This window comes from Streptomyces sp. NPDC001204 (assembly GCF_053598035.1).
The window spans coordinates 46955-68558 of sequence record NZ_JBSFJL010000042.1; the positions used below are offsets into that span (position 1 = coordinate 46955).

Genomic DNA, 21604 nt, shown 5'->3' on the forward strand with positions numbered 1-21604 from the left:
GTTCGAGGTGTTCCGGCGCCGCGCCGCACCCGGTCGGGGGACAGCCGGCACGACGGACGACGGGTTTCCCGCTTCCGGACCGACGACCGACCCTGACGACCCTCGAAAGCCGCATGTGGACAAGGGCGCCCCGGATCGCGGGGGCGCCCTCGTCGGGTCAGCACCGCCGGGCCAGCGCGAGGGTGCGCCGGGCCGCCGCCACCACCGCCGCGTCGATGAAGCGGCCGTCGGGGAGGGCCTGCGCGCCCTGGTCCGCGGTGGCCGCCTTGATGACCGTCTCGGCCTCCTCGAGCTCCCGGTCGGTCGGCAGATAGGCGCGCTCGATGATCGGGAGCTGGCGCGGATGGATGGCAGCGCGGCCGAGGAAGCCCAGGGCGCGGCCGTGCGCGCAGGAGGCCGCCAGGCCCTCCAGGTCCCGGATGTCGGGGTGGACGGACTGCGGCGGCGGGGCGAGGCCGGCCGCGCGGGCGGCCACGACGACCCGGGCGCGGCACCAGTCCAGACCGGAGTCCTGCCGTACGCCCAGGTCGGCGCGGAGGTCGGCCTCGCCGATCGAGACGCCGCACAGCGAGGGATGCGCGGAGGCGATGGCGTAGGCGCGCTCGATGGCCAGCGCGGTCTCCAGGAGGGCGTACAGCGGGGGCCCCGAACCGTCCGCCGGCGGCGGGCCCTGTACGGCCTCCGTCCGCGCCGCGACCCGGGCGACCTGCCCGGCGCACGTCACCTTCGGCAGCCGCAGCCCGGCCAGACCCGGCCGGGGAGCCACGGCCGCCAGGTCCGCGGCGGCCAGCGGCCCGTCGACCGCGTTGATCCGCACGTGCACCGGGACCGGCGGCGGCTCGGTCAGCAGCTCGGCGGTGGCCGCGCGGGCGTACTCCTTGCGGTCCGGGGCGACCGCGTCCTCCAGGTCGACGACCACCACGTCCGCGCCGGAGGCCAGGGCCTTGGCCACGACGTGCGGGCGGTCACCGGGTGCGTACAGCCAGGTGAGCGGGCAGAAGGCGGTCACCGTCACAGGGCGCCCTCCGCACGCAGCGCGGCCAGTTCCTCCGGGGTGAGACCCAGTTCGGACAGGACCGCGTCCGTGTCGGCGCCGTGCGGGCGGCCCGCCCAGCGGATCGCGCCCGGGGTGGCGGAGAGCCGGAAGAGGACGTTCTGCATGCGCATCCGGCCGAGTTCCGGATCGTGCAGCGTGGTCAGGGTGCCGAGGGCCCGGTACTGCGGGTCGGCCATCACGTCCCGTACGTCCTGGATCGGCGCGATCGCCGCCTGGGCCTTCTCGAAGGCGGCCAGGACCTCGGTGCGGGTGTGCCGGGCGATCCAGCCGCCCACCGCCTCGTCGAGCACGTCGGCGTGCGCGGCCCGCTCCGCGCCGGTCGCGAACCAGGGCTCGTCGATCAGCTCGGGGCGGCCCACCAGCCGCATCACGCGTTCCGCGACCGACTGCGCCGAGGTGGAGACCGCCACCCAGGTGCCGTCACTGCTGCGGTAGGTGTTGCGCGGGGCGTTGTTCCGGGTGCGGTTGCCGATGCGGGGCTGGACGTAGCCGAGCTGGTCGTACCACAGGGGCTGCGGGCCGAGGACGGTCAGGATCGGCTCGATGATCGCCATGTCGACGATCTGGCCGGCCCCGGTGCGCTCCCGCGCCGCGAGCGCGGTCATCACCGCGTACGCCGTGGCCAGGCCCGCGATCGAGTCGGCGAGCCCGAACGGCGGGAGCGTCGGCGGCGCGTCCGGCTCGCCGGTGATCGCGGCGAACCCGCTCAGTGCCTCGGCCAGGGTGCCGAACCCGGGCCGGGAGGCGTGCGGGCCGAACTGCCCGAACCCGGTGACCCGGGCCAGCACCAGGCGCGGATTGGCCGCCGACAGCTCAGGCCAGCCGAGCTCCCACTTCTCCAGGGTGCCGGGCCGGAAGTTCTCCACGATCACGTCGGCGGTGGCGGCCAGCCGCAGCAGGGTGCGGCGGCCACCGGGTTTCGACAGGTCCAGCGTGATGGTGTGCTTGTTCCGGCCGAGCAGTTTCCACCACAGGCCGACCCCGTCCTTCGACGGCCCGTGGCCCCGGGACGGGTCCGGCCTGACCGGGTGCTCCACCTTGATCACCTCGGCGCCGAAGTCACCGAGCATGGTGGCGGCGATGGGTCCGGCGAAGAGGGTGGCGAGGTCGAGCACGCGCAGACCGGCGAGCGGCCCGGAGGCGTCGGGCGCGGCGTCGTGGGGCGCGGTCATGAGGCGCGCCCGTCGATGTCGCTCATGGGGCGGGACGCCTCCAGGTGCGTGAGGTGGGCCAGGGTGTCGAAGCCGGTGCCGTCGAAGTCGCCCACCGAAGTGGCCAGCCGGTTCTTGAGCGGTGCCGTCCAGCGGTCGGGCAGCGCGTTCGGGGAACCGGCGAGGAGGGCCGCGACACCGCCGGCCGTGGCACCGTTCGAGTCGGTGTCCCAGCCGCCGGAGACGGCGCGGCAGACGGAGCCGGTGAAGTCGCCGTCGGCGTGGGTCAGGGCGGCGGCGATCAGCGCGGTGTTGGGAACGGCGTGCACCCAGTGGCAGTCGGCGTGGGTGGCGTGGAGTTCGTCCACGACCGTGTCGAAGTCCTCGTGGGTCTTGGCCAGTTGGACGCCGTGGCGCACGGCGCGGGCGAGCCGGGAGCCGGGCGGCACGACGGTCAGGCCGGTGGCCAGGCAGGTGTGGACGTCGTGGTTTCCGGTCGCCGCGGCGGCGATGACGGCGGCGGCGAACATCGCGGCGTAGACGCCGTTCGCGGTGTGGGTGAGGGTGGCGTCACGGTGGGCCTGCGCGGCCGCGGCCGCCGGATCGCCCGCGTTGGTCCAGCCGTGCATGTCGGCGCGGATCAGAGCGCCGGTCCACTCGCGGAAGGGGTTGCGGTGCCGGGCGGTCAGCGGGGGTTCGATGCCGAGCAGCAGATTGCGGTAGGCGACGCGTTCGGCGGTGAAGGTGCGGCCCGCGGGGAGTTCGTCCAGCCAGAGGCGGGCGGTGTCGGTGGTCGTGAACCGCTTCCCGTGGCGTTGCAGCAGGAGGAGGTTGAGCAAGGGGTAGTTGAGGTCGTCGTCCTCGGGCATGCCGTCGATGTTCTCGGCCAGAGAACTGGCCGCCGAGCGGCGGTTCCAGGGGTACGCGGCGGCCAGGTCCCCTGGTACGCCCTTCCCCGTGAACCAGGTGCTCAGGGGCCAGTTGCCGGTGGCCCGGGCGAGTTGGCGGATGCCGGTGAGGGGCAGCTTCTCCACGGGTTTGCCCAGCAGGCAGCCGGCGGCCCGGCCGAGCCAGGCGGCCTCCAGGCGCCCGTCGGTCCCCGAGGGCGCGGGAGTGCCCGGCTGCCCGGGCCAGGCCGGGCACAGGGCCTTGATCGCGGCCAGGTCCGTGGGTTCCGCGTCCGCCAGCCGGCTGGGGAGTTCGGCCAGTTCGTCCAGGAGGTCCTCCGCCAGGAGGCGCAGGTAGCGGGAGGCGCGACCGGGGGACGCGCCCGCGCGGGCCGGCGCCTCGGGTCCGCCCGCCGCGCGCCAGCGGGCGGCGATCGCCGACGGTTCGCGGCCGTCCTGCACCGCCTGGCGCAACTCGTGGCCGAGCAGGTCCTCCGGCTGGACCCAGGTCACTCGGAGCATTCCGGGCCTCCCATTCCGGCGAACGCCCGTTCGTGGGCGCGCCGCCGCCGTACGTCCTTCTCGAAGACCTCCCGGGTCACCCCGGCCAGCGTGCGCGCCGGTTCCCACAGGTCCAGGCGGCTGGCCTCGGCCACCGTCTTCGCCCAGTCCTCCGGGACGGGTGAGCCCAGCGCTCCCGCCAGCGCCCCGGCCATCGTCGCGATGGAGTCGCAGTCGCGGCCGTAGTTCACCGCGCCGAGGACGGCCTGCCGGAAGTCGCCGCGCGCCACGGTCAACATGCCCAGCGCGATGGGCAGTTCCTCGATCGCGTGCAGCCGGGAGGGGCGGCGGGCGCCCAGGGAAGGGTTCCGGTAGTCCGGCCCGACCGTGTCGTACGGCGCCACCGCCTCCCGCAGCGGGCCCAGCGCCGACTCGAAGTCCGTGTGCCCGCGGGCCACTTCGCAGACCCGCTCGATCGCGGTGCGGGTGCCGTCCTTCGCCAGCGACAGGCACGCCGTGACCACCGAGTCCGCGCTCGCCCCCGGCGCGCACGCCGCCGCGACCCCGGCCGCCAGGACGCCCGCCGCCTCCCTGCCGTAGGACGACTGGTGGGCGCCCGCGATGTCCAGGGCCTCGGCGTAAGCGGCCGCCGGATTGGCCGCGTTGACCAGGCCCACCGGCGCCATGTACATCGCGGCACCGCAGTTGACGATGTTTCCGGTGCCGGCCTCGCGCGGGTCGACGTGGCCGTAGTGCAGCCGTGCCACGAGCCACTTCTCCGCCAGGAAGACCCGGTGCAGCGGCAGCGCCTCCGCCTGGAGTTCCGGGATCCAGCGCGGGTTGGTCATCAGGTCGGGCACCAGGTGGTCGGCGATCGCATAGGCGTCGAGGTGGTCGCGGACGCGTGCGTACACCCGCACCAGGGCGTGCGTCATCAAGGTGTCGTCGGTGACGTGGCCGTCGCCCTTGTGGTACGGGGCGATGGGACGGGCGGTGCGCCACCGCTCGCCGTGCCAGGGGCCGACGACGCCGTGCACGCGGCCGCCGTGGCGCTCGAGGATCCGGTCGGGGGAGTAGCCCTCGACGGGCCCGCCGAGCGCGTCGCCTACGGCCGCTCCCACGAGCGCGCCGGCGATCCGCTCCTCCAGGTCCGCGTCCCGGACCACGCCTCGGCTCTGTTCTCCTTTGGGCGTCATGCCCGGAATCATCCTCCTGGAGGGGCCGGTTGTGCCGCTTCCAGGAGTTCGGCGAGTTCCACGAGGTCGGTGCCGGTGAGGCGGGGCAGCACGCAGCCGGACAGGGTGCGGCAGGCCTCCCGCCAGGACGCCGGGATCGTCTCGCCGCCGCCCAGCGCGCCGGTCAGCGCGCCCGCCAGGGCCGGGGCGGAGTCGGCGACCCGGGACAGGCAGGCCGCCGCCGGAAGCGCCTCGGCGATCCGGCCGTCCGCCGCCGTGGCCAGGGCGAGGGCGACCGGAACCGTCTCGGCGGCGGCGACGCCGTAGCTGTAGACGTGGTCGACGATCCGGTGCTCAAGCAGCGGGACGAGCGCGAACGCGCCCTCGGTGTCCCGGGCCAGGCGCAGCGCGTGCCGGGCGTTGCGGCCGATCTCCGTCCGCTCGGGCAGCTCGGCCAGCGCCGCCGTGACGCACGCTCCGACCTCCGCGCCCGCCAGCGCCTCGGCGAGTGCCGCCGCCATCGCGCGGGCTCCGTGGACGCCGTCGCCGTCCTGGGTGTACCGGGCGTCGAACTCGGCCAGTTCGGCGGCGCACCGGGGGTCGCCCGGGTGGGCCGTGGCCAGCACACAGGCCCGTACGCAGGCGGCGTCGTCGAAGTAGTGCGGGTTGTCGTGTCCGCTGGCGGGCGGGCGCAGTCCGGTCGCCAGGTTGCCGAGCCCGGCCCGGACGGAGATACGGGCGCGCAGCGGCAGCACCGCAGACTCGACCTCGGGGGCGCGTTCGGCCGCCGCCGCGACCTCGCCGGCGGCGGCGTTCCAGGTCAGGTCGATCGCGGCCCGGATGCGCCGCTCCCGGCCGAGGTCGCCGAGCGCCCCGTCGTCCCCCGCCCGCAGCAGGGCCTCCGCTGCGAACACCGCCCACTCGGCGTCGTCGGAGGGGCCGAGGCGCAGCGGTTCCGGAGGCTGGTTGAGCGCGATGGGCACGGGCAGCGTCGTCGTCGCGTTCAGCTCGGCGAACGTGTCCAGCTCCCGGGTGAGCCGCCGGGTCCACTCCGGCATCCGAGCGGCCCGGTGCCGCGCGGCGGGCCACCCGGCGGCGTCCCCGGCGGCCAGCCCCAGCAACAGCCCTTCGACCCGCCGCGTCACGGCTGCGCCTCACGTCCGGCGGGCGCGTGACGGTGCCGGGCGCGCGGGCTTGCCGCCACCGGCGGACGGCTGCCGCGCACCGGCTCCTTGGTCGGGCGGCTCATGGCTGTGCCTTGTCTTCGTCGCCGGCGGTGAGCGTGGTCGCGCCGGGCGTGCGGACTGCCGTCCCCGGCGGGTGGCTGTTCCGTGCCGGGTGACCGGCCGTCGGCTCGCCGGTCCGGCGGCTCATGGTCACGTCTCGCCTTCGTCGCTGGTGGGAGGTGGTCGTGCCGGGCGTGTGGGCGTGGTGTCGGGCGTGAGTGGCTGCTTCGTGCCGGGTGGTCGGCCGTCGCTGAGGCGGGGCGTCCTTGTGGGGTGCGGCGCTCGCGGGAGCCTCCCGCGGCGAAATCCGGCGGCAGCCGTTCGCCTCGGCGTGTCCCGGCCGTGCCTCGTCTTCGTCGCCGGCGGGCGTGCGGTTGTGTTGCGCATGCGGGCCCGCTGCCACCGGCGGGTGGCTGTTCCGTGCCGGGTGACCGGCCGTCGGCTCGCCGGTCCTGCGGCTCATGGTCGCGTCCCGCCTTCGTCGCTGGTGGGGGCGTGGTTGTGCCGGGCGTGCGGGCGTCGTGTCATCGGCGGGTGGCCGCTTTGGGCCGGGTGATCGGTCGCCGCTGCGGCGGGGTGACCGCACGTGGCTGGGTGCTCCGGGGCGTCCGCGGCGGGACCCATTCGGTGGTTCACGGCTGTGGCTCCTCTTCGCCGGCGGTGAGCGCGTACGCCGACCGGTCCGGAACGGGGGGTGCCTCCCGTCGTACGGGGGCTTCGTGCCGGGGGAGGCCGGTGGAGGCGCTCACCAGCAGGTCCGCCACGTCCAGTACGTGCCGGCCCGCCATCGACGGCAGGCAGCTGCCCCGGGCGGGGCCGATGGCCGTCGCCCACTCGTCCGGAATGGCCGAGAGGCCCTGCGTCGCGCCGGCCAGCGCGCCCGCGACCGCCGCCGTGGTGTCGGCGTCGCGGCCCATGTTGACGGCGGTGAGGACCGCCTCGCGGAAGTCGCCGTCGGCGGCGGCGTACGCGCCGAAGGCGAGGGCGACCGCTTCGGGGGCCAGGTCGGTCCAGGGATAGCCGCCGATGACCACCGCGGAGCGGACCGCGCGTTCGCCGCGGTGGGCGGCGGCGGTGGCCCGGCGCAGCGAGCGGGCCGTCCAGGAGTCGTCGGGGACGACGGCGAGGGCGGCGGCCACGACCGCGACCGGCGGCGCGCCCGCCATCGCCGCCGCGACCCCGGCGGCCACCGCCCGGCCGCCGTGGATGCCCTCGCCCTCGTGGCTGACCGAGCCGTCGATCGCCACCAGCCGGGCCGCCTCGGCGGGCCGCCCGGCGGCGAACACCCCGAACGGCGCCGCCCGCATGGCGAGCCCGTCGCTCCAGGCGTGCCGGTGCTGGGCGGAGATGGGGGCGGCCAGCCCCCGGCGCAGATTCTCCAGGGTGCCCCGCTCGCTGAACCCGGCCCCGTGGAAGGGACCCTCGGCGCGGTCGGCGATGAACTCGTGCCAGGCGGCCTCCACCAGGGCGGGCGTGAGCGCATGGCCGTGCCGGGCCAGCAGCAGCCCGGAGAAGATGGCGTACTCGGTGTCGTCCGTGCCGGCCGGCCGGTCGGTGACGTAGCCGGTGATCCGGCCCCAGCGGGCGCGGATCTCGGACGGCTTCAGGTTCTCCGCGGGCGCCCCGAGCGCGTCTCCGACGGCGAGGCCGAGCAGCGCGCCGCGTGCCCGTTCGCGCGAGGCGGCCGGGGCCGGCGCCGAGGTCTGCGGGGCGCGGATGGTCGATCCCATGGCGGGCTCTCCTCTCGGGGCGCCCCGCAGGGCGGGGGAGCCCTCAGCGGAACTGTCCCCGGCGCGGGGCCCGGTGCAGCCTCGGGAACCTCACCATCACCCGTACGACATCTGTGGACCTCAGTTCACGGATGAGCGCAACGACGCAAAACCGCAGGTTAGCCCAGCCTTCCCTTGCTGGCGGCGGCGAAATTTCCAACGTAGATTCGGTGTTGTCGAAAAATAGAACTCGTCCAAAAGTCAGCCTTACCTAAGTTCTCGCCCAGCTCCCAGGGGGACCTCGTCATGGCCATCATCGACACCGAAGCGACGCTCCACGAGGCGCACCGCGACAACCACACGCACCGCGACGTGAACGGTGGCTGGCTGCGTCCCGCGGTCTTCGGCGCGATGGACGGCCTGGTCTCCAACCTCGCCCTGATGACCGGTGTGGCGGGCGGCGCGGTGGGCCAGCAGACCATTGTCCTCACCGGCCTCGCGGGCCTGGCGGCGGGTGCCTTCTCCATGGCGGCCGGCGAGTACACCTCCGTCGCCTCGCAGCGCGAGCTGGTCGAGGCCGAGCTGGACGTCGAGCGCCGTGAGCTGCGCAAGCACCCGGAGGACGAGGAGCGGGAGCTGGCCGCGCTCTACGTCTCGCGCGGCGTGGAGCCCGGGCTCGCCGAGGAGGTGGCCCGGCAGCTGTCGAAGGACCCGGAGCAGGCCCTGGAGATACACGCCCGCGAGGAGCTGGGCGTCGACCCCGGCGACCTGCCCTCCCCGCTGGTCGCCGCGGTGTCGTCGTTCGGCTCGTTCGCGCTCGGCGCGCTTCTGCCGGTGCTGCCGTACCTGCTGGGTGCCAACGTGTTGTGGCCGGCCGTGCTGCTCGCCCTCCTGGGGCTCTTCGCCTGTGGCGCGGTGGTGGCCAAGGTGACGGCGCGAACCTGGTGGTACAGCGGTTTGCGGCAGTTCGCCCTGGGTGGTGCCGCCGCCGGTGTGACCTACGCCCTGGGCACCCTGTTCGGAACCGCCGTAGGATAAGGCGCTGGAACTTATGCGGACAGTCGCATAAGTACGCTGTTGCTTCTTTACCCGTTGGTTTCGGCCGTGTGACCGCGGGGCATGAGCCGTAAGCACCCGCAGGCAATGAGGCCTGTCGCGCATGCGCAGGGCCGGGCGACTTCGTCCTCCCTGTCCCCCCGGGCCGACGGACACGGATCCGACCGATCTCGTCCGCCGCCCGCCCCACAGCTTTTACCGCAGGTCGCGGTACCCCCCTGGCGACCCACGGTGCCCGCATGCTGGAACGGAGTTTCCGATTCCCGAGAAACCGCCCATCATGTAATCTGCACGAAATTTCGCATTTCAGGCAGAGGGCCAACGTCGTCCCTCGGCACTCGCTCCCCCAGAGCCAGAACGGCCTGGGAGGGACCCACAGCCACATGACGACGACGGGAGAGCCGATGCGTATGCCGCGCCAGCCGTCCCAGCATCCCGCGAACGACCAGAACTGGTCGTTCATGGATGCCCGCCCTGCCGCGCAGGGTATGTACGACCCCCGCAACGAGCACGACGCCTGCGGCGTCGGCTTCGTGGCCACCCTCACCGGCGAGGCGAGCCATGCGCTGGTCGAACAGGCGCTCACGGTTCTGCGCAACCTGGAACACCGCGGCGCGACCGGCTCCGAGCCCGACTCCGGCGACGGCGCCGGTCTGCTCTCCCAGGTGCCCGACGCGTTCCTGCGCGAGGTGGCCGGATTCGAACTGCCCGCGGCCGGTGCCTACGCCGTCGGCATCGCCTTCCTGCCCGAGGACGGCACCGAGGACACCGTCTCGCGCATCGAGGCGATCGCGGGCGACGAGGGCCTGACCGTCCTCGGCTGGCGTGAGGTCCCGGTCGCCCCCGAGCTGCTCGGCGCCACCGCCCGCTCCACCATGCCCGTGTTCCGCCAGCTGTTCGTCACCGACCGCGTGAGCGAGGGCATCGCCCTGGACCGCAAGGCGTTCGTGCTGCGCAAGCGTGCCGAGCGCGAGGCCGGCGTCTACTTCCCGTCGCTGTCGGCCCGCACCCTCGTCTACAAGGGCATGCTCACCACCGGCCAGCTGGAGCCCTTCTTCCCGGACCTGTCCGACCGCCGCTTCGCCTCGGCCATCGCGCTCGTCCACTCCCGCTTCTCCACGAACACCTTCCCGAGCTGGCCGCTCGCGCACCCGTACCGCTTCGTCGCGCACAACGGCGAGATCAACACCGTCCAGGGCAACCGCAACTGGATGCGCGCCCGGGAGTCCCGGCTGGACTCCGGCCTGTTCGGTTCCCAGGAGACGCTGGAGCGGGTCTTCCCGGTGTGCACGCCGGGCGCCTCCGACTCCGCCTCCTTCGACGAGGTCCTGGAGCTGCTCCACCTCGGCGGCCGCTCGCTGCCGCACTCCGTGCTGATGATGATCCCGGAGGCGTGGGAGAACCACGACGCCATGGACCCGGCCCGGCGCGCCTTCTACCAGTACCACTCCACGATGATGGAGCCCTGGGACGGCCCGGCCTGCGTCACCTTCACCGACGGCACCCAGGTCGGCGCCGTGCTCGACCGCAACGGCCTGCGCCCCGGCCGCTACTGGGTCACCGACGACGGCCTCGTCGTCCTCGGCTCCGAGGTCGGCGTGCTCGACATCGACCCGGCCAGGGTCGTCCGCAAGGGCCGGCTCCAGCCCGGCCGCATGTTCCTCGTCGACACCGCCGAGCACCGCATCATCGAGGACGACGAGATCAAGGCGACCCTCGCCGCCGAGCACCCCTACGCCGAGTGGGTCCAGGCCGGCGAGATCGATCTGGGCGACCTGCCCGAGCGCGAGCACATCGTGCACACCCACGCCTCGGTCACCCGTCGCCAGCAGACCTTCGGCTACACCGAGGAGGAGCTGCGCGTCCTGCTCGCGCCGATGGCCAAGACCGGCGCCGAGCCGATCGGCTCCATGGGAACCGACTCGCCGATCGCGGCCCTCTCCGAGCGCCCGCGGCTGCTCTTCGACTACTTCACCCAGCTGTTCGCGCAGGTCACCAACCCGCCGCTGGACGCGATCCGCGAGGAACTGGTCACCTCGCTGCGCAGCTCGCTCGGCCCGCAGGGCAACCTGCTCGAGCCGACCGCGGCCTCCTGCCGCAGCGTCGTCCTGCCCTTCCCGGTGATCGACAACGACGAGCTGGCCAAGCTCATCCACATCAACGCCGACGGCGACATGCCCGGCTTCAAGGCCGCGACCCTCTCCGGCCTGTACCGGGTCTCCGGCGGCGGCGAGTCGCTGGCCGCGCGCATCGAGGAGATCTGCGCCGAGGCCGACGCCGCCATCGGCAACGGCGCCCGCCTGATCGTCCTGTCCGACCGCCACTCGGACGCCGAGCACGCCCCGATCCCGTCACTGCTGCTCACCGCGGCCGTCCACCACCATCTGATCCGCACCAAGCAGCGCACCCACGTGGGCCTGCTGGTGGAGGCCGGCGACGTCCGCGAGGTCCACCACGTCGCCCTGCTGATCGGCTACGGCGCCGCCGCGGTCAACCCGTACCTGGCGATGGAGTCCGTCGAGGACCTGGTCCGCGCGGGCACCTTCCTGCCGGGCGGCGAGCCCGAGAACGCCCTGCGCAACCTGATCCGCGCCCTCGGCAAGGGCGTGCTGAAGGTCATGTCCAAGATGGGCATCTCCACCGTCGCCTCCTACCGGGGCGCCCAGGTCTTCGAGGCCGTCGGCCTGGACGAGGCCTTCGTCGACAAGTACTTCAACGGCACCGCCACCAAGATCGGCGGCGTCGGCATCGACGTCGTGGCCAAGGAGGTCGCCGCCCGCCACGCCAAGGCCTACCCGGCCTCCGGGATCGCCCCGGCGCACCGCGCGCTGGAGATCGGCGGCGAGTACCAGTGGCGCCGCGAGGGCGAGCCGCACCTGTTCGACCCCGAGACGGTCTTCCGCCTCCAGCACTCCACGCGCTCCTGCCGCTACGACATCTTCAAGAAGTACACGGACCGGGTGAACGAGCAGTCCGAGCGCCTGATGACGCTGCGCGGACTGTTCGGCTTCGCTTCCGGCCGCGCGCCGGTCCCCGTCGAGGAGGTCGAGTCGGTCAGCGAGATCGTCAAGCGCTTCTCCACGGGCGCCATGTCGTACGGCTCCATCTCCAAGGAGGCGCACGAGACCCTCGCCATCGCCATGAACCAGCTGGGCGGCAAGTCCAACACCGGTGAGGGCGGCGAGGACGCGGACCGCCTGTACGACCCGGCCCGCCGGTCCGCCATCAAGCAGGTGGCCTCCGGCCGCTTCGGGGTGACCAGCGAGTACCTCGTCAACTCCGACGACATCCAGATCAAGATGGCCCAGGGCGCCAAGCCCGGCGAGGGCGGCCAGCTGCCCGGCCACAAGGTCTACCCGTGGGTGGCCAGGACCCGGCACTCGACCCCCGGCGTCGGCCTGATCTCCCCGCCGCCGCACCACGACATCTACTCCATCGAGGACCTGGCCCAGCTGATACACGACCTGAAGAACGCGAACCCGCGGGCGCGGATTCACGTCAAGCTGGTCTCCGAGGTCGGTGTCGGCACGGTCGCCGCGGGCGTCTCCAAGGCGCACGCGGACGTGGTCCTGATCTCCGGTCACGACGGTGGTACCGGTGCCTCCCCGCTGACCTCGCTGAAGCACGCGGGCGGCCCCTGGGAGCTGGGCCTGGCCGAGACCCAGCAGACGCTGCTCCTCAACGGACTGCGGGACCGCATCGTCGTGCAGACCGACGGTCAGCTCAAGACCGGCCGCGACGTGGTGATCGCGGCGCTGCTGGGCGCCGAGGAGTTCGGCTTCGCGACCGCTCCGCTGGTCGTCTCCGGCTGCGTCATGATGCGCGTGTGCCACCTGGACACCTGCCCGGTCGGCATCGCCACCCAGAACCCGGTGCTGCGCGAGCGGTTCTCCGGCCAGGCCGAGTACGTGGTGAACTTCTTCCGGTTCATCGCCGAGGAGGTCCGCCAGCTGCTCGCCGAACTGGGCTTCCGCTCCGTCGAGGAGGCCGTCGGCCACGCCGAGGTCCTCGACGTGACCCGGGCGGTCGACCACTGGAAGGCGCAGGGCCTGGACCTGGAGCCGCTGTTCCACGTGCCCGATCTGCCCGAGGGCGCGGTGCGCCACCAGGTGACCGCCCAGGACCACGGCCTGGAGAAGGCGCTCGACAACGAGCTGATCAGGCTCGCCGCCGACTCCCTGGCCGCGCCCGGCGCCGCCGACGCCCAGCCGGTGCGCGCCCAGGTCGCCATCCGCAACATCAACCGCACCGTCGGCACCATGCTCGGCCACGAGGTGACGAAGAAGTTCGGCGGTGCGGGACTGCCCGACGACACCATCGACATCACCTTCACCGGCTCGGCCGGCCAGTCCTTCGGCGCCTTCGTCCCGCGCGGCATCACACTGCGCCTGGAGGGCGACGCCAACGACTACGTCGGCAAGGGTCTTTCGGGCGGCCGGATCGTGGTCCGCCCGGACCGCGCCGCCGACCACCTCGCCGAGTACAGCGTCATCGCGGGCAACACCCTCGCCTACGGCGCGACCGGCGGCGAGATGTTCCTGCGCGGCAGGACCGGTGAGCGCTTCTGCGTGCGCAACTCCGGCGCGCTGGTCGTCTCCGAGGGCGTGGGCGACCACGGCTGCGAGTACATGACCGGCGGGCGCGCGGTGGTCCTCGGCGAGACCGGCCGCAACTTCGCGGCCGGCATGTCCGGCGGCATCGCCTACGTCATCGACCTCGACCGGGACAACGTCAACCCCGGCAACGCCGACGCGGTCGAGCCGCTGGACGACTCCGACCGGCAGTGGCTGCACGACGTGGTGCGCCGGCACCAGGAGGAGACGGGCTCGACCGTCGCCGAGAAGCTGCTCGCCGAGTGGGACACCGCGGTGGAGCGCTTCAGCAAGATCATCCCCAGCACGTACAAGGCAGTGCTCGCCGCCAAGGACGCCGCCGAGCGGGCCGGTCTGTCCGAGACCGAGATCACCGAGAAGATGATGGAGGCGGCGATCCATGGCTGACCCGAAGGGCTTCCTGAACCACGGCCGCGAGGTCGCCGAGTCCCGTCCGGTCGAGGAGCGCAAGCGGGACTGGAACGAGGTCCACGTTCCCGGCTCGCTGCTGCCGATCATCAGCAAGCAGGCCGGCCGGTGCATGGACTGCGGCATCCCGTTCTGCCACAACGGCTGCCCGCTCGGGAACCTGATCCCGGAGTGGAACGACTACGCCTACCGCGGGGACTGGGCCGCCGCCTCCGAGCGGCTGCACGCGACGAACAACTTCCCCGAGTTCACGGGCCGGTTGTGCCCGGCGCCCTGCGAGTCGGCCTGTGTGCTGGGCATCAACCAGCCGCCGGTCACCATCAAGAACGTCGAGGTCTCGATCATCGACAAGGCGTGGGAGAACGGCGACGTCGCCCCGCGGATCCCCGAGCGCCTGTCCGGCAAGACCGTCGCGGTCATCGGCTCCGGCCCGGCGGGCCTGGCCGCCGCCCAGCAGCTGACCAGGGCGGGCCACACGGTCGCCGTCTACGAGCGCGCGGACCGCGTCGGAGGCCTCCTGCGCTACGGCATCCCCGAGTTCAAGATGGAGAAGCGGCACATCAACCGCCGTATCGAGCAGATGCGCGCGGAGGGCACCCGCTTCCGCACCGGTGTCGAGATCGGCCGCGACCTGAAGGCCACCGACCTGAAGAAGCGCTACGACGCGGTCGTCATCGCCGCCGGCTCCACCACCGCCCGCGACCTTCCCGTCCCCGGCCGCGAACTGGGGGGCGTCCACCAGGCGATGGAGTACCTGCCCCTGGCCAACAAGGTCCAGGAGGGCGACTACGTGGTGGCGCCGATCTCGGCGGAGGGCAAGCACGTCGTCGTCATCGGCGGCGGTGACACGGGCGCGGACTGCGTGGGCACCGCCCACCGTCAGGGCGCGGCCTCCGTCACCCAGTTGGAGATCATGCCCCGCCCGAACGACGAGCGGCACCCGGTCGACCAGCCCTGGCCGACCTTCCCGATCCTCTACAAGGTCACCTCGGCCCACGAGGAGGGCGGCGAGCGGATCTACTCGGCCTCCACGACCCACTTCGAGGGCGACGAGGACGGCAACGTGCAGTGGCTGCACCTGGCCGAGGTCGAGTTCGTGGACGGCAGGCCGACCCGGAAGCCGGGCAGCGAGCGCAGGATCCCGGCCCAGCTGGTCACCCTCGCCATGGGCTTCACCGGCACCGACCGGGAGAACGGCTTGGTCGACCAGTTCGGCCTGGAGCTGGACGAGCGGGGTAACATCGCCCGTGACGCGGACTTCCAGACCAATGTGCCCGGTGTCTTCGTCGCCGGTGACGCCGGCCGGGGCCAGTCCCTCATCGTGTGGGCGATCGCCGAAGGCCGCTCGGCCGCCCGCGGCGTCGACCGCCACCTCATGGGCGCCGGCGACCTGCCGGCCCCGATCCGCCCGACGGACCGCGCGCTGACGGTCTGACGACGGCCCACCGGGGGACCTGACGGTCCCCGTGCAGACGTCCGTACAACGGCGTACGGAGCACAGGACGGCGCCTGCCCCAGTCCCCGACCGGACGACCGGGCAGGCGCCGCCGCATGTGAGAGGCCCTACGGCACCCTGTACGTCTTGCCGTGCAGCGTCCACACCAGCGGCGTCTTCAGATCCATGTTCCCGTCGTTCAGGAACTGCCGCTGGGCCGCGTCGATGCGCTCGGTGCCGACGTCGGGCTTCCTGTCCTTCATGGCCTTGCGGTGCATGTCCAGGAAGATGTCGAGGTACGCCTTCTCGCTGCCGCCCATGGCCGGGGTGTCCGCCTCCTGCAGGACGCGCTCGCGCAGGCCGTAGAAGCTGTCGGGGTCGGTTCCGGGGCCGTGGAAGACCATCGCGTCGTAGTAGACGAACTGGCCGAGCGTGCCCAGGCCGTCCAGCTTGGCGAGACGGACGGCGGGGTTGAAGTAGGCGCGGTCGCGCTCCGCCTCCTGGGCCTCACGGAAGGCGGGCAGCTTCGACTCCGCCTTCCAGGCCGCGGTGAAGCCGGGGTCCAGGCCCTCGTGGGAGTCCGTGCCGTCGACCTCGCGCAGCGCGGGCAGGTACGGGGCGAGGGCGTTGTCCGGGTGGTCCTTGGTGTAGTGCTCGACCAGGGTGAGCAGGTCCTGGGTGCCGGTGCAGAAGCCGATGATGCCCGCGGTGTACCCCTGGCCGTCGCCGAAGTCCTCGATGGAGCCGTAGCTGCTGCGCCAGTCGAGCGTGGAGTGCACGGCGCTCGCCACGAGTCGCTGGGCCAGGTCCTTCTTCGCGGCCGCGGCGAGCCCCGGCGGGGCATCGGCGACCACTTCGTCGTCCTCGGCCTCCTCCTCGGACCGCTCGGCACGCGCCTTGGCACCCTTGCGGGACTCGTGCGAGACCGACGCGTGCTTCCCCGTTTCCGTGGCCGGATCCGGATCCGGATCCCGGGGATCGAAGGCGAGCATCACCGCCAACGCGAGGACCGGGGTGGCCACCAGAAGCAATATTCCAGGACGTTTCATGACAGATACCTGTACGGCCCTGATCAGGCCGCCCCTCCCGACAGTTCCGAGACCTTCGCCCAACTGAGCGCCATGAGCAGAACCAGCAGGGCCACGCACACGCCCGCCTGGACCAGAGTGCGACGGCCGCCGCGCGGCGCGTACGCGTACGCCAGGGTCACCACGCCGCCCGCCAGCAGGCCACCGAGGTGCGCCTGCCAGGAAGTGAGCCCTGCGGAGATCACCAGCCACAGCAGCAGACCCGCCATGTACCGGTTGACGTCGCTCATGTCGTAGCCCAGACGCCGGGCCATGACGTAGTACGCGGCGCCGAGACCGAAGATCGCGCCGGACGCGCCGACCGTCAGGGCGTCCGGATCGATCAGCAGGACCAGGACCGAGCCGCCGAGCGCCGACAGCAGGTACAGGGCGAGGTAGCGGGCGCGGCCCAACTGCGCCTCGACCACGCGTCCGGTGCTCCACAGCGCCGTCATGTTCATCACGATGTGCAGGATGCCGAACGTCCCCTCGGTGGCGGGCACATGCAGGAACGCGCCGGTCAGCAGCCGGTACCACTCGCCGCCGACCAGCCCCTCCGCGTGCACGTCGGAGCCGTACGGGTACTCCCACAGGTAGTGCCCGCCGTCGGTTCCCGCCAGACCGCGCCCGAGCATCCCCAGACCGTCCACGACCGCCGGGCGCACCAACTCGCCCAGATAGGCGAGGACGTTGAGCCCGATCAGAACGTACGTCACGACCGGCACCGCGCTGATCCGGCCGCCGAACGCCGTCCGTGCCTGCCGTACCGACCGGGCGCCCTCCCTCACGCACTCCACGCACTGGTGGCCGACGGAGGCCTCCCGCATGCAGTCCGGGCAGATGTACCGGTCGCAGCGGACGCAGCGGACGTGGGACTCCACTCTGCTGTGGCGGTAGCAGGTGGTGACAGCGGACTCGGCATCCACGGCCGGCTCCTCGGTAAACGCGGGGACATGGCTGAGCCGGTGGGGACGGCGGCGAACAAAATAGCGAAGTGCTGTGACAGATGGTAAAGGTGGGGCCCGCGATCCCGGAATCGCGATCAGGTCAGGTGTCGCACTCCAGGACTGTGCGGCACAGGGCGCACCGGGCGCGCATACGGCCTCCGACCGGGACCCTGATGCGCTGGTGGCAGGTGGGGCAGGAGAAGGACACCCGCAGGGGCTCCCGGCCGCCGCGGCTGAAGGAGTACGGCGCCTCCGGCTGGGCGAGCGGCGCACGGCCGTGGTCCTGGGCGTGCCGGCGGTCGCGGGCGTACCGGCGGCGGCCCGCCCAGCCCGCCGCCGTCAGGGGCGGCTGCTGCTCGTCACCGCGGGCCCGGGCCATGCCCTTGACGTACGCCTCGTACCCCTGGGGGCTGGTGAACCACGTCGAGGGATCCTCGCCGAACACCAGCGCCCGCTTGGCCAGCACGTAGCCGAACTCCTCAGGGGTGAGGTAGCCGAGCTTCTGCGACGACACGCCGTCCTCCCGGAAGGCGTCCAGCAGCAGCCAGCCCGCGCCCAGGTACGCCGCCACCGTGTCCGTGAGGATCTCGTTGTCGCGGGTGCTGGGGAAGGACAGGTCCAGCCGGTGCAGGTAGACGTGGGTCACCTCGTGGGCGAGGGCCGCGCCGATGTCCCGGCGGTGGGTGCGGAAGCGGTCGTTCAGCTCGACGAAGTACTCGGGGCCCGCCGCCAGCTCGACGTTCGCCGCGTGCGTCATCTCGCGGAAGCTGACGATCATGCGGGCGTCCGGCAGCCGGTAGTGGCGGACCATTTCGCGGGCCACGCGCTGGGCCCCCAGATGCAGGTCGTCGGTGTCGCAGAAGGCCACGTCGGCCGGGGCCACGCTGGTCGCGAACGTCTGCACGGTGCCGTACGAGAGCCGCTTGTACAGGGAGGTGATCGCGGCCCGCACCGTCTCCAGATGCGGGTAGCCGTGCACCACCGGTCCGCCGTTCGCCACGTCCGAACCCCCAAAGACGCCCTGAACTCCCTCCCACTTTATGCGCGGGAGCCCCGATTCCGCCCGGCGCCCACGCCGCGCGGCGCCCGGCGCCGGCCTTTGACCACGGGTCGGACGCTCGTGATCGGAGCGCCGCCCACCCCGTAGGGTTGGAGCCCATGACCACCAGCAGCACCCCTACCGGTGACGTCGCCCCCGCCGTTCACGAGGAGCTCGCGCGGCTGCGCGACAGCATCGACAACATCGACGCGGCCGTCGTCCACATGCTCGCCGAGCGGTTCAAGGCGACCCAGCAGGTCGGCCACCTCAAGGCCGCCCACCAGCTGCCGCCCGCCGACCCGGCCCGCGAGGCTCGGCAGATCGCCCGGCTGCGCGCCCTCGCCGAGGACGCCAAACTGGACCCGGCGTTCGCCGAGAAGTTCCTGAACTTCATCATCGCCGAGGTGATCCGCCACCACGAGCGCATCGCGGAGGACGCCGGCAACGGCGAGACTCCGGCGACCTGAGCCCCGCCCGCTCGCCTGCCCGCTCGCCCGCGCGCCGCCGAACGCGCCCCCCGCGGACCGCGAACGCCTTGCGTCCGTCGGCGACACCCCCTCGTGCCCGCTCCGGGCCATCAGGCAGCATGGCGTCCATGTCCGTACTCACGCGCGACGAAGCGCATACCCGTGCCAAGCTCCTCGACGTCCACCGGTACACCGTCGACCTCGACCTGACCGGCGGGGACGACACCTTCGACTCCCGGACCGTGATCCGGTTCACCGTACGGGAAGGCCGGGACAGCACGGACACGTTCGTCGAGCTCAAGCCCGCCCACCTGCGCTCCGCCACCCTCGACGGACAGCCCCTCGACCCGCACGATCTCACCGGCAACCGCCTGCCGCTGAAGAACCTCGCCCCCGGTGAACACGAACTGCGCGTCGACGCCGCCATGCGCTACTCCCGCACCGGCGAGGGCATGCACCGCTTCACCGACCCCACCGACGGCGAGACGTACGTCTACACCCAGCTGTTCATGGAAGACGTCCAGCGCGTCTTCGCCGCCTTCGACCAGCCCGACCTCAAGGCCGTCTTCGAACTCGCCGTCACCGCCCCCGAGGGCTGGACCGTCCTCGCCAACGGCGTCACGGAGCACACCGGCGACGGCGTCTGGAAGGCCGCGCCCACCCCGCTGATCTCCACCTACCTGGTCGCCGTCGCCGCCGGCCCCTGGCACTCCGTGCGCACCGAGCACCGCGGCCTGCCCTTCGGCATCCACTGCCGCCGCTCGCTGGCGCCCCACCTCGACGCGGACGCCGACGAGATCCTCGACGTCACCCGGGCCTGCTTCGACCGCTACCACGAGAAGTTCGACGAGCCCTACCCCTTCGACTCCTACGACCAGGCCTTCGTCCCCGAGTTCAACGCGGGCGCCATGGAGAACCCGGGCCTGGTCACCTTCCGCGACGAGTTCGTCTACCGCTCCGCCGTCACCGACACCGAGCGGCAGACCCGCGCCATGGTCATCGCCCACGAGATGGCCCACATGTGGTTCGGCGACCTTGTCACCCTCAAGTGGTGGGACGACATCTGGCTGAACGAGTCCTTCGCCGAGTACATGGGCTACCAGACCACCGCCGAGGCCACCCGCTTCACCGGCACCTGGACCGACTTCGGCGTCGCCCGCAAGTCCTGGGGCTACGACGCCGACCAGCGCCCCTCCACCCACCCCGTCGCGCCCGACGCCGTCGACGACACCGCCTCCGCCCTGCTCAACTTCGACGGCATCTCCTACGCCAAGGGCGCCTCCGCCCTGCGGCAACTGGTCGCCTGGCTCGGCGAGAAGGACTTCCTGGCCGGCATCAACACCCACTTCAAGCGGCACCGGTTCGCCAACGCCACCCTCGCCGACTTCATCGACTCCCTCGCCTCCGCCACCGACCGCGACGTGCACGCCTGGGCCGAGGCCTGGCTGCGCACCACCGGCGTGGACACGCTCACCGCGTCCGTCGACGCCGCGCCCGGCCAGTGGACCCTCGCCCTCGACCGCGACGGCAGCCGCCCGCACCGCGTCACCGTCGGCGTCTACGACCGCGACCTGGGCGACGGCCGCAGCCTGGTCGTCCGGGAGCGCTACGAGACCGACGTCCCGCAGGACCGCGCCGGCCAACCCCGCTCCGGCACCCGGCCCGCCCTGATCGTGCCCAACGACCAGGACCTGACCTACGCCAAGATCCGCCTGGACGAGACCTCCCTGGAGACCGCCCTGCGCGACCTGTCCGGCGTCCCCGACGCGCTCACCCGCGCCGTGGTGTGGAACACGCTGCGCGACATGGTCCGCGACGGTGAACTCGCCCCCGCCGACTACCTGGCGGCCGCCTCCGCCCACCTGCCCGAGGAGACCGACCTCGCCCTCGTCCAGGGCGTCCTGGCCTTCGCCACCGGGCAGATCGCCGACCGGTACGTCCACCCGGGACAGCGGCCCGCCGCCCTGGCCGCCCTCGGCTCCCTGTGCCGCGACCTCATCCGCCGCACCGAGGACGGCGACAACCCCGGTCTGCGCCTGATCGCCGTGCGCCACTTCATCGACGTCGCCGCGCAACCGGACACCATCGCCGCCTGGCTCGCCGACGGCACCGTCCCCGGCGGCCCCGAACTCGACCCGGAGCTGCGCTGGCGCGTCCTGGGCCGCCTCGCCGTCCTCGGCGCCGTCGACGAGGCCGCCATCGCCCGGGAACTCGAGCGCGACCCGTCCGCCACCGGCCAGGAGGGCGCCGCCCGCTGCCGGGCCGCGCTGCCCGACGCCGGGGCCAAGCGCGCGGCCTGGGAGTCGATGTTCGCCACCGACGAGCGCACCGACCTGTCGAACTACCTGTTCATCGCCACCGCGCAGGGCTTCTGGCAGCCCGAACAGGCCGATCTCGTACGGGACTACGTCCCCCGCTTCTACCAGGACGCGATCGCCCTCGCCGACCGCCGCGGCCCCGCCATCGCCGAGGCCGCCGGACGCTGGGCGTTCCCGGTGCACGCCGTCGACGCCGACCACCTGCGACTGGGCGAGGCCTGCCTGCACGACGGCGCCCCCACCCCCGCGCTCCGCCGCAAGCTCGTCGACCAGCTCGACGACCTGTCCCGCGCACTGCGCGTCCGGGAGGCGTAGGCCCTGTCGTCCGGGCCGGTCGTTCCGAACCGATGGTTCGCCGGCCCGGCCCGGCCAGGACGGTCCGGTCGGCCCGCGGCGGTGTGCGCGGCACGGCCGCCACCGCCTGGCCGACGCGCCGGACGGTGGCCGGTGGTGGCCGCGGCGGCGAGCCGCTGGACGCGGGCGACGCCGTCGGTGACGCCGGGGCCCGGCGGGGGGGGGGGGGGGGGGGCGCCGCCCGGCGGGGGGCG

General features: G+C 73.0%; 14 protein-coding genes. 5 read left to right on the forward strand and 9 right to left on the reverse strand.

The window, feature by feature from the left end; all coding sequences use genetic code 11:
• Positions 1-157: 157 nt before the first annotated feature.
• The 6 genes from ACWC91_RS37040 to ACWC91_RS37065 form a co-directional block, all read right to left on the reverse strand.
• Positions 158-1015: an HpcH/HpaI aldolase/citrate lyase family protein gene (locus tag ACWC91_RS37040; RefSeq protein ID WP_374113872.1), complete on the reverse strand. Its 858-nt coding sequence runs from the start codon at positions 1013-1015 to the stop codon at positions 158-160.
• On the reverse strand, positions 1012-2229 hold the full coding sequence (locus ACWC91_RS37045) for a CaiB/BaiF CoA transferase family protein (protein WP_450643309.1): 1218 nt from the start codon (positions 2227-2229) through the stop codon (positions 1012-1014). Before ACWC91_RS37045 ends, ACWC91_RS37040 begins: the two co-directional genes overlap by 4 nt.
• Entirely contained in the window at positions 2226-3617 is a 1392-nt protein-coding gene (locus ACWC91_RS37050; protein WP_225074228.1) for an ADP-ribosylglycohydrolase family protein, read from the reverse strand. The genes ACWC91_RS37045 and ACWC91_RS37050 overlap by 4 nt, the downstream gene beginning before the upstream one ends.
• Positions 3605-4792 carry an ADP-ribosylglycohydrolase family protein gene (locus tag ACWC91_RS37055; RefSeq protein WP_225074227.1) on the reverse strand — a complete coding sequence of 396 codons (1188 nt, stop codon included), beginning with the start codon at positions 4790-4792 and terminating at the stop codon, positions 3605-3607. The genes ACWC91_RS37050 and ACWC91_RS37055 overlap by 13 nt, the downstream gene beginning before the upstream one ends.
• A gap of 8 nt (positions 4793-4800) precedes the next feature.
• A complete protein-coding gene (locus ACWC91_RS37060; protein WP_225074226.1) occupies positions 4801-5916 on the reverse strand; it encodes an ADP-ribosylglycohydrolase family protein in 1116 nt (371 codons plus the stop codon).
• A 713-nt stretch (positions 5917-6629) separates the two neighbouring features.
• The gene (locus tag ACWC91_RS37065; RefSeq protein WP_281155098.1) at positions 6630-7727 is read right to left on the reverse strand and encodes an ADP-ribosylglycohydrolase family protein; all 1098 of its coding nucleotides are present in this window, start codon (positions 7725-7727) and stop codon (positions 6630-6632) included.
• Between the two features lie 285 nt (positions 7728-8012).
• Between ACWC91_RS37065 and ACWC91_RS37070 the strand changes: the two genes are divergently transcribed.
• The 3 genes from ACWC91_RS37070 to ACWC91_RS37080 all read left to right on the forward strand — a co-directional run bounded on the left by ACWC91_RS37070 (position 8013) and on the right by ACWC91_RS37080 (position 15218).
• Positions 8013-8744, forward strand: coding sequence for a VIT1/CCC1 transporter family protein (locus tag ACWC91_RS37070; protein WP_225074224.1), 732 nt, complete (start codon positions 8013-8015; stop codon positions 8742-8744).
• A gap of 506 nt (positions 8745-9250) precedes the next feature.
• The gene (gene gltB / locus ACWC91_RS37075) at positions 9251-13762 is read left to right on the forward strand and encodes a glutamate synthase large subunit (protein ID WP_450643318.1); all 4512 of its coding nucleotides are present in this window, start codon (positions 9251-9253) and stop codon (positions 13760-13762) included.
• The gene (locus ACWC91_RS37080) at positions 13755-15218 is read left to right on the forward strand and encodes a glutamate synthase subunit beta (RefSeq protein WP_225074223.1); all 1464 of its coding nucleotides are present in this window, start codon (positions 13755-13757) and stop codon (positions 15216-15218) included. The genes gltB and ACWC91_RS37080 overlap by 8 nt, the downstream gene beginning before the upstream one ends.
• A 128-nt stretch (positions 15219-15346) precedes the next feature.
• Here ACWC91_RS37080 and ACWC91_RS37085 read toward each other — a convergent pair whose 3' ends face one another.
• From ACWC91_RS37085 to ACWC91_RS37095, 3 genes are all read right to left on the reverse strand, one after another.
• The gene (locus ACWC91_RS37085) at positions 15347-16267 is read right to left on the reverse strand and encodes a chitosanase (protein ID WP_450643305.1); all 921 of its coding nucleotides are present in this window, start codon (positions 16265-16267) and stop codon (positions 15347-15349) included.
• A 23-nt stretch (positions 16268-16290) separates the two neighbouring features.
• The gene (locus tag ACWC91_RS37090; protein ID WP_225074221.1) at positions 16291-17211 is read right to left on the reverse strand and encodes a rhomboid family intramembrane serine protease; all 921 of its coding nucleotides are present in this window, start codon (positions 17209-17211) and stop codon (positions 16291-16293) included.
• A 121-nt stretch (positions 17212-17332) separates the two neighbouring features.
• On the reverse strand, positions 17333-18232 hold the full coding sequence (locus tag ACWC91_RS37095; RefSeq protein WP_225074220.1) for a hypothetical protein: 900 nt from the start codon (positions 18230-18232) through the stop codon (positions 17333-17335).
• A gap of 158 nt (positions 18233-18390) precedes the next feature.
• Here ACWC91_RS37095 and ACWC91_RS37100 point away from each other — a divergent pair, with 158 nt between their 5' ends.
• Positions 18391-18738: a chorismate mutase gene (locus tag ACWC91_RS37100; protein WP_225074219.1), complete on the forward strand. Its 348-nt coding sequence runs from the start codon at positions 18391-18393 to the stop codon at positions 18736-18738.
• A 119-nt stretch (positions 18739-18857) separates the two neighbouring features.
• A complete protein-coding gene (gene pepN / locus ACWC91_RS37105; protein ID WP_450643303.1) occupies positions 18858-21371 on the forward strand; it encodes an aminopeptidase N in 2514 nt (837 codons plus the stop codon).
• The last annotated feature ends 233 nt before the right edge of the window (positions 21372-21604 follow it).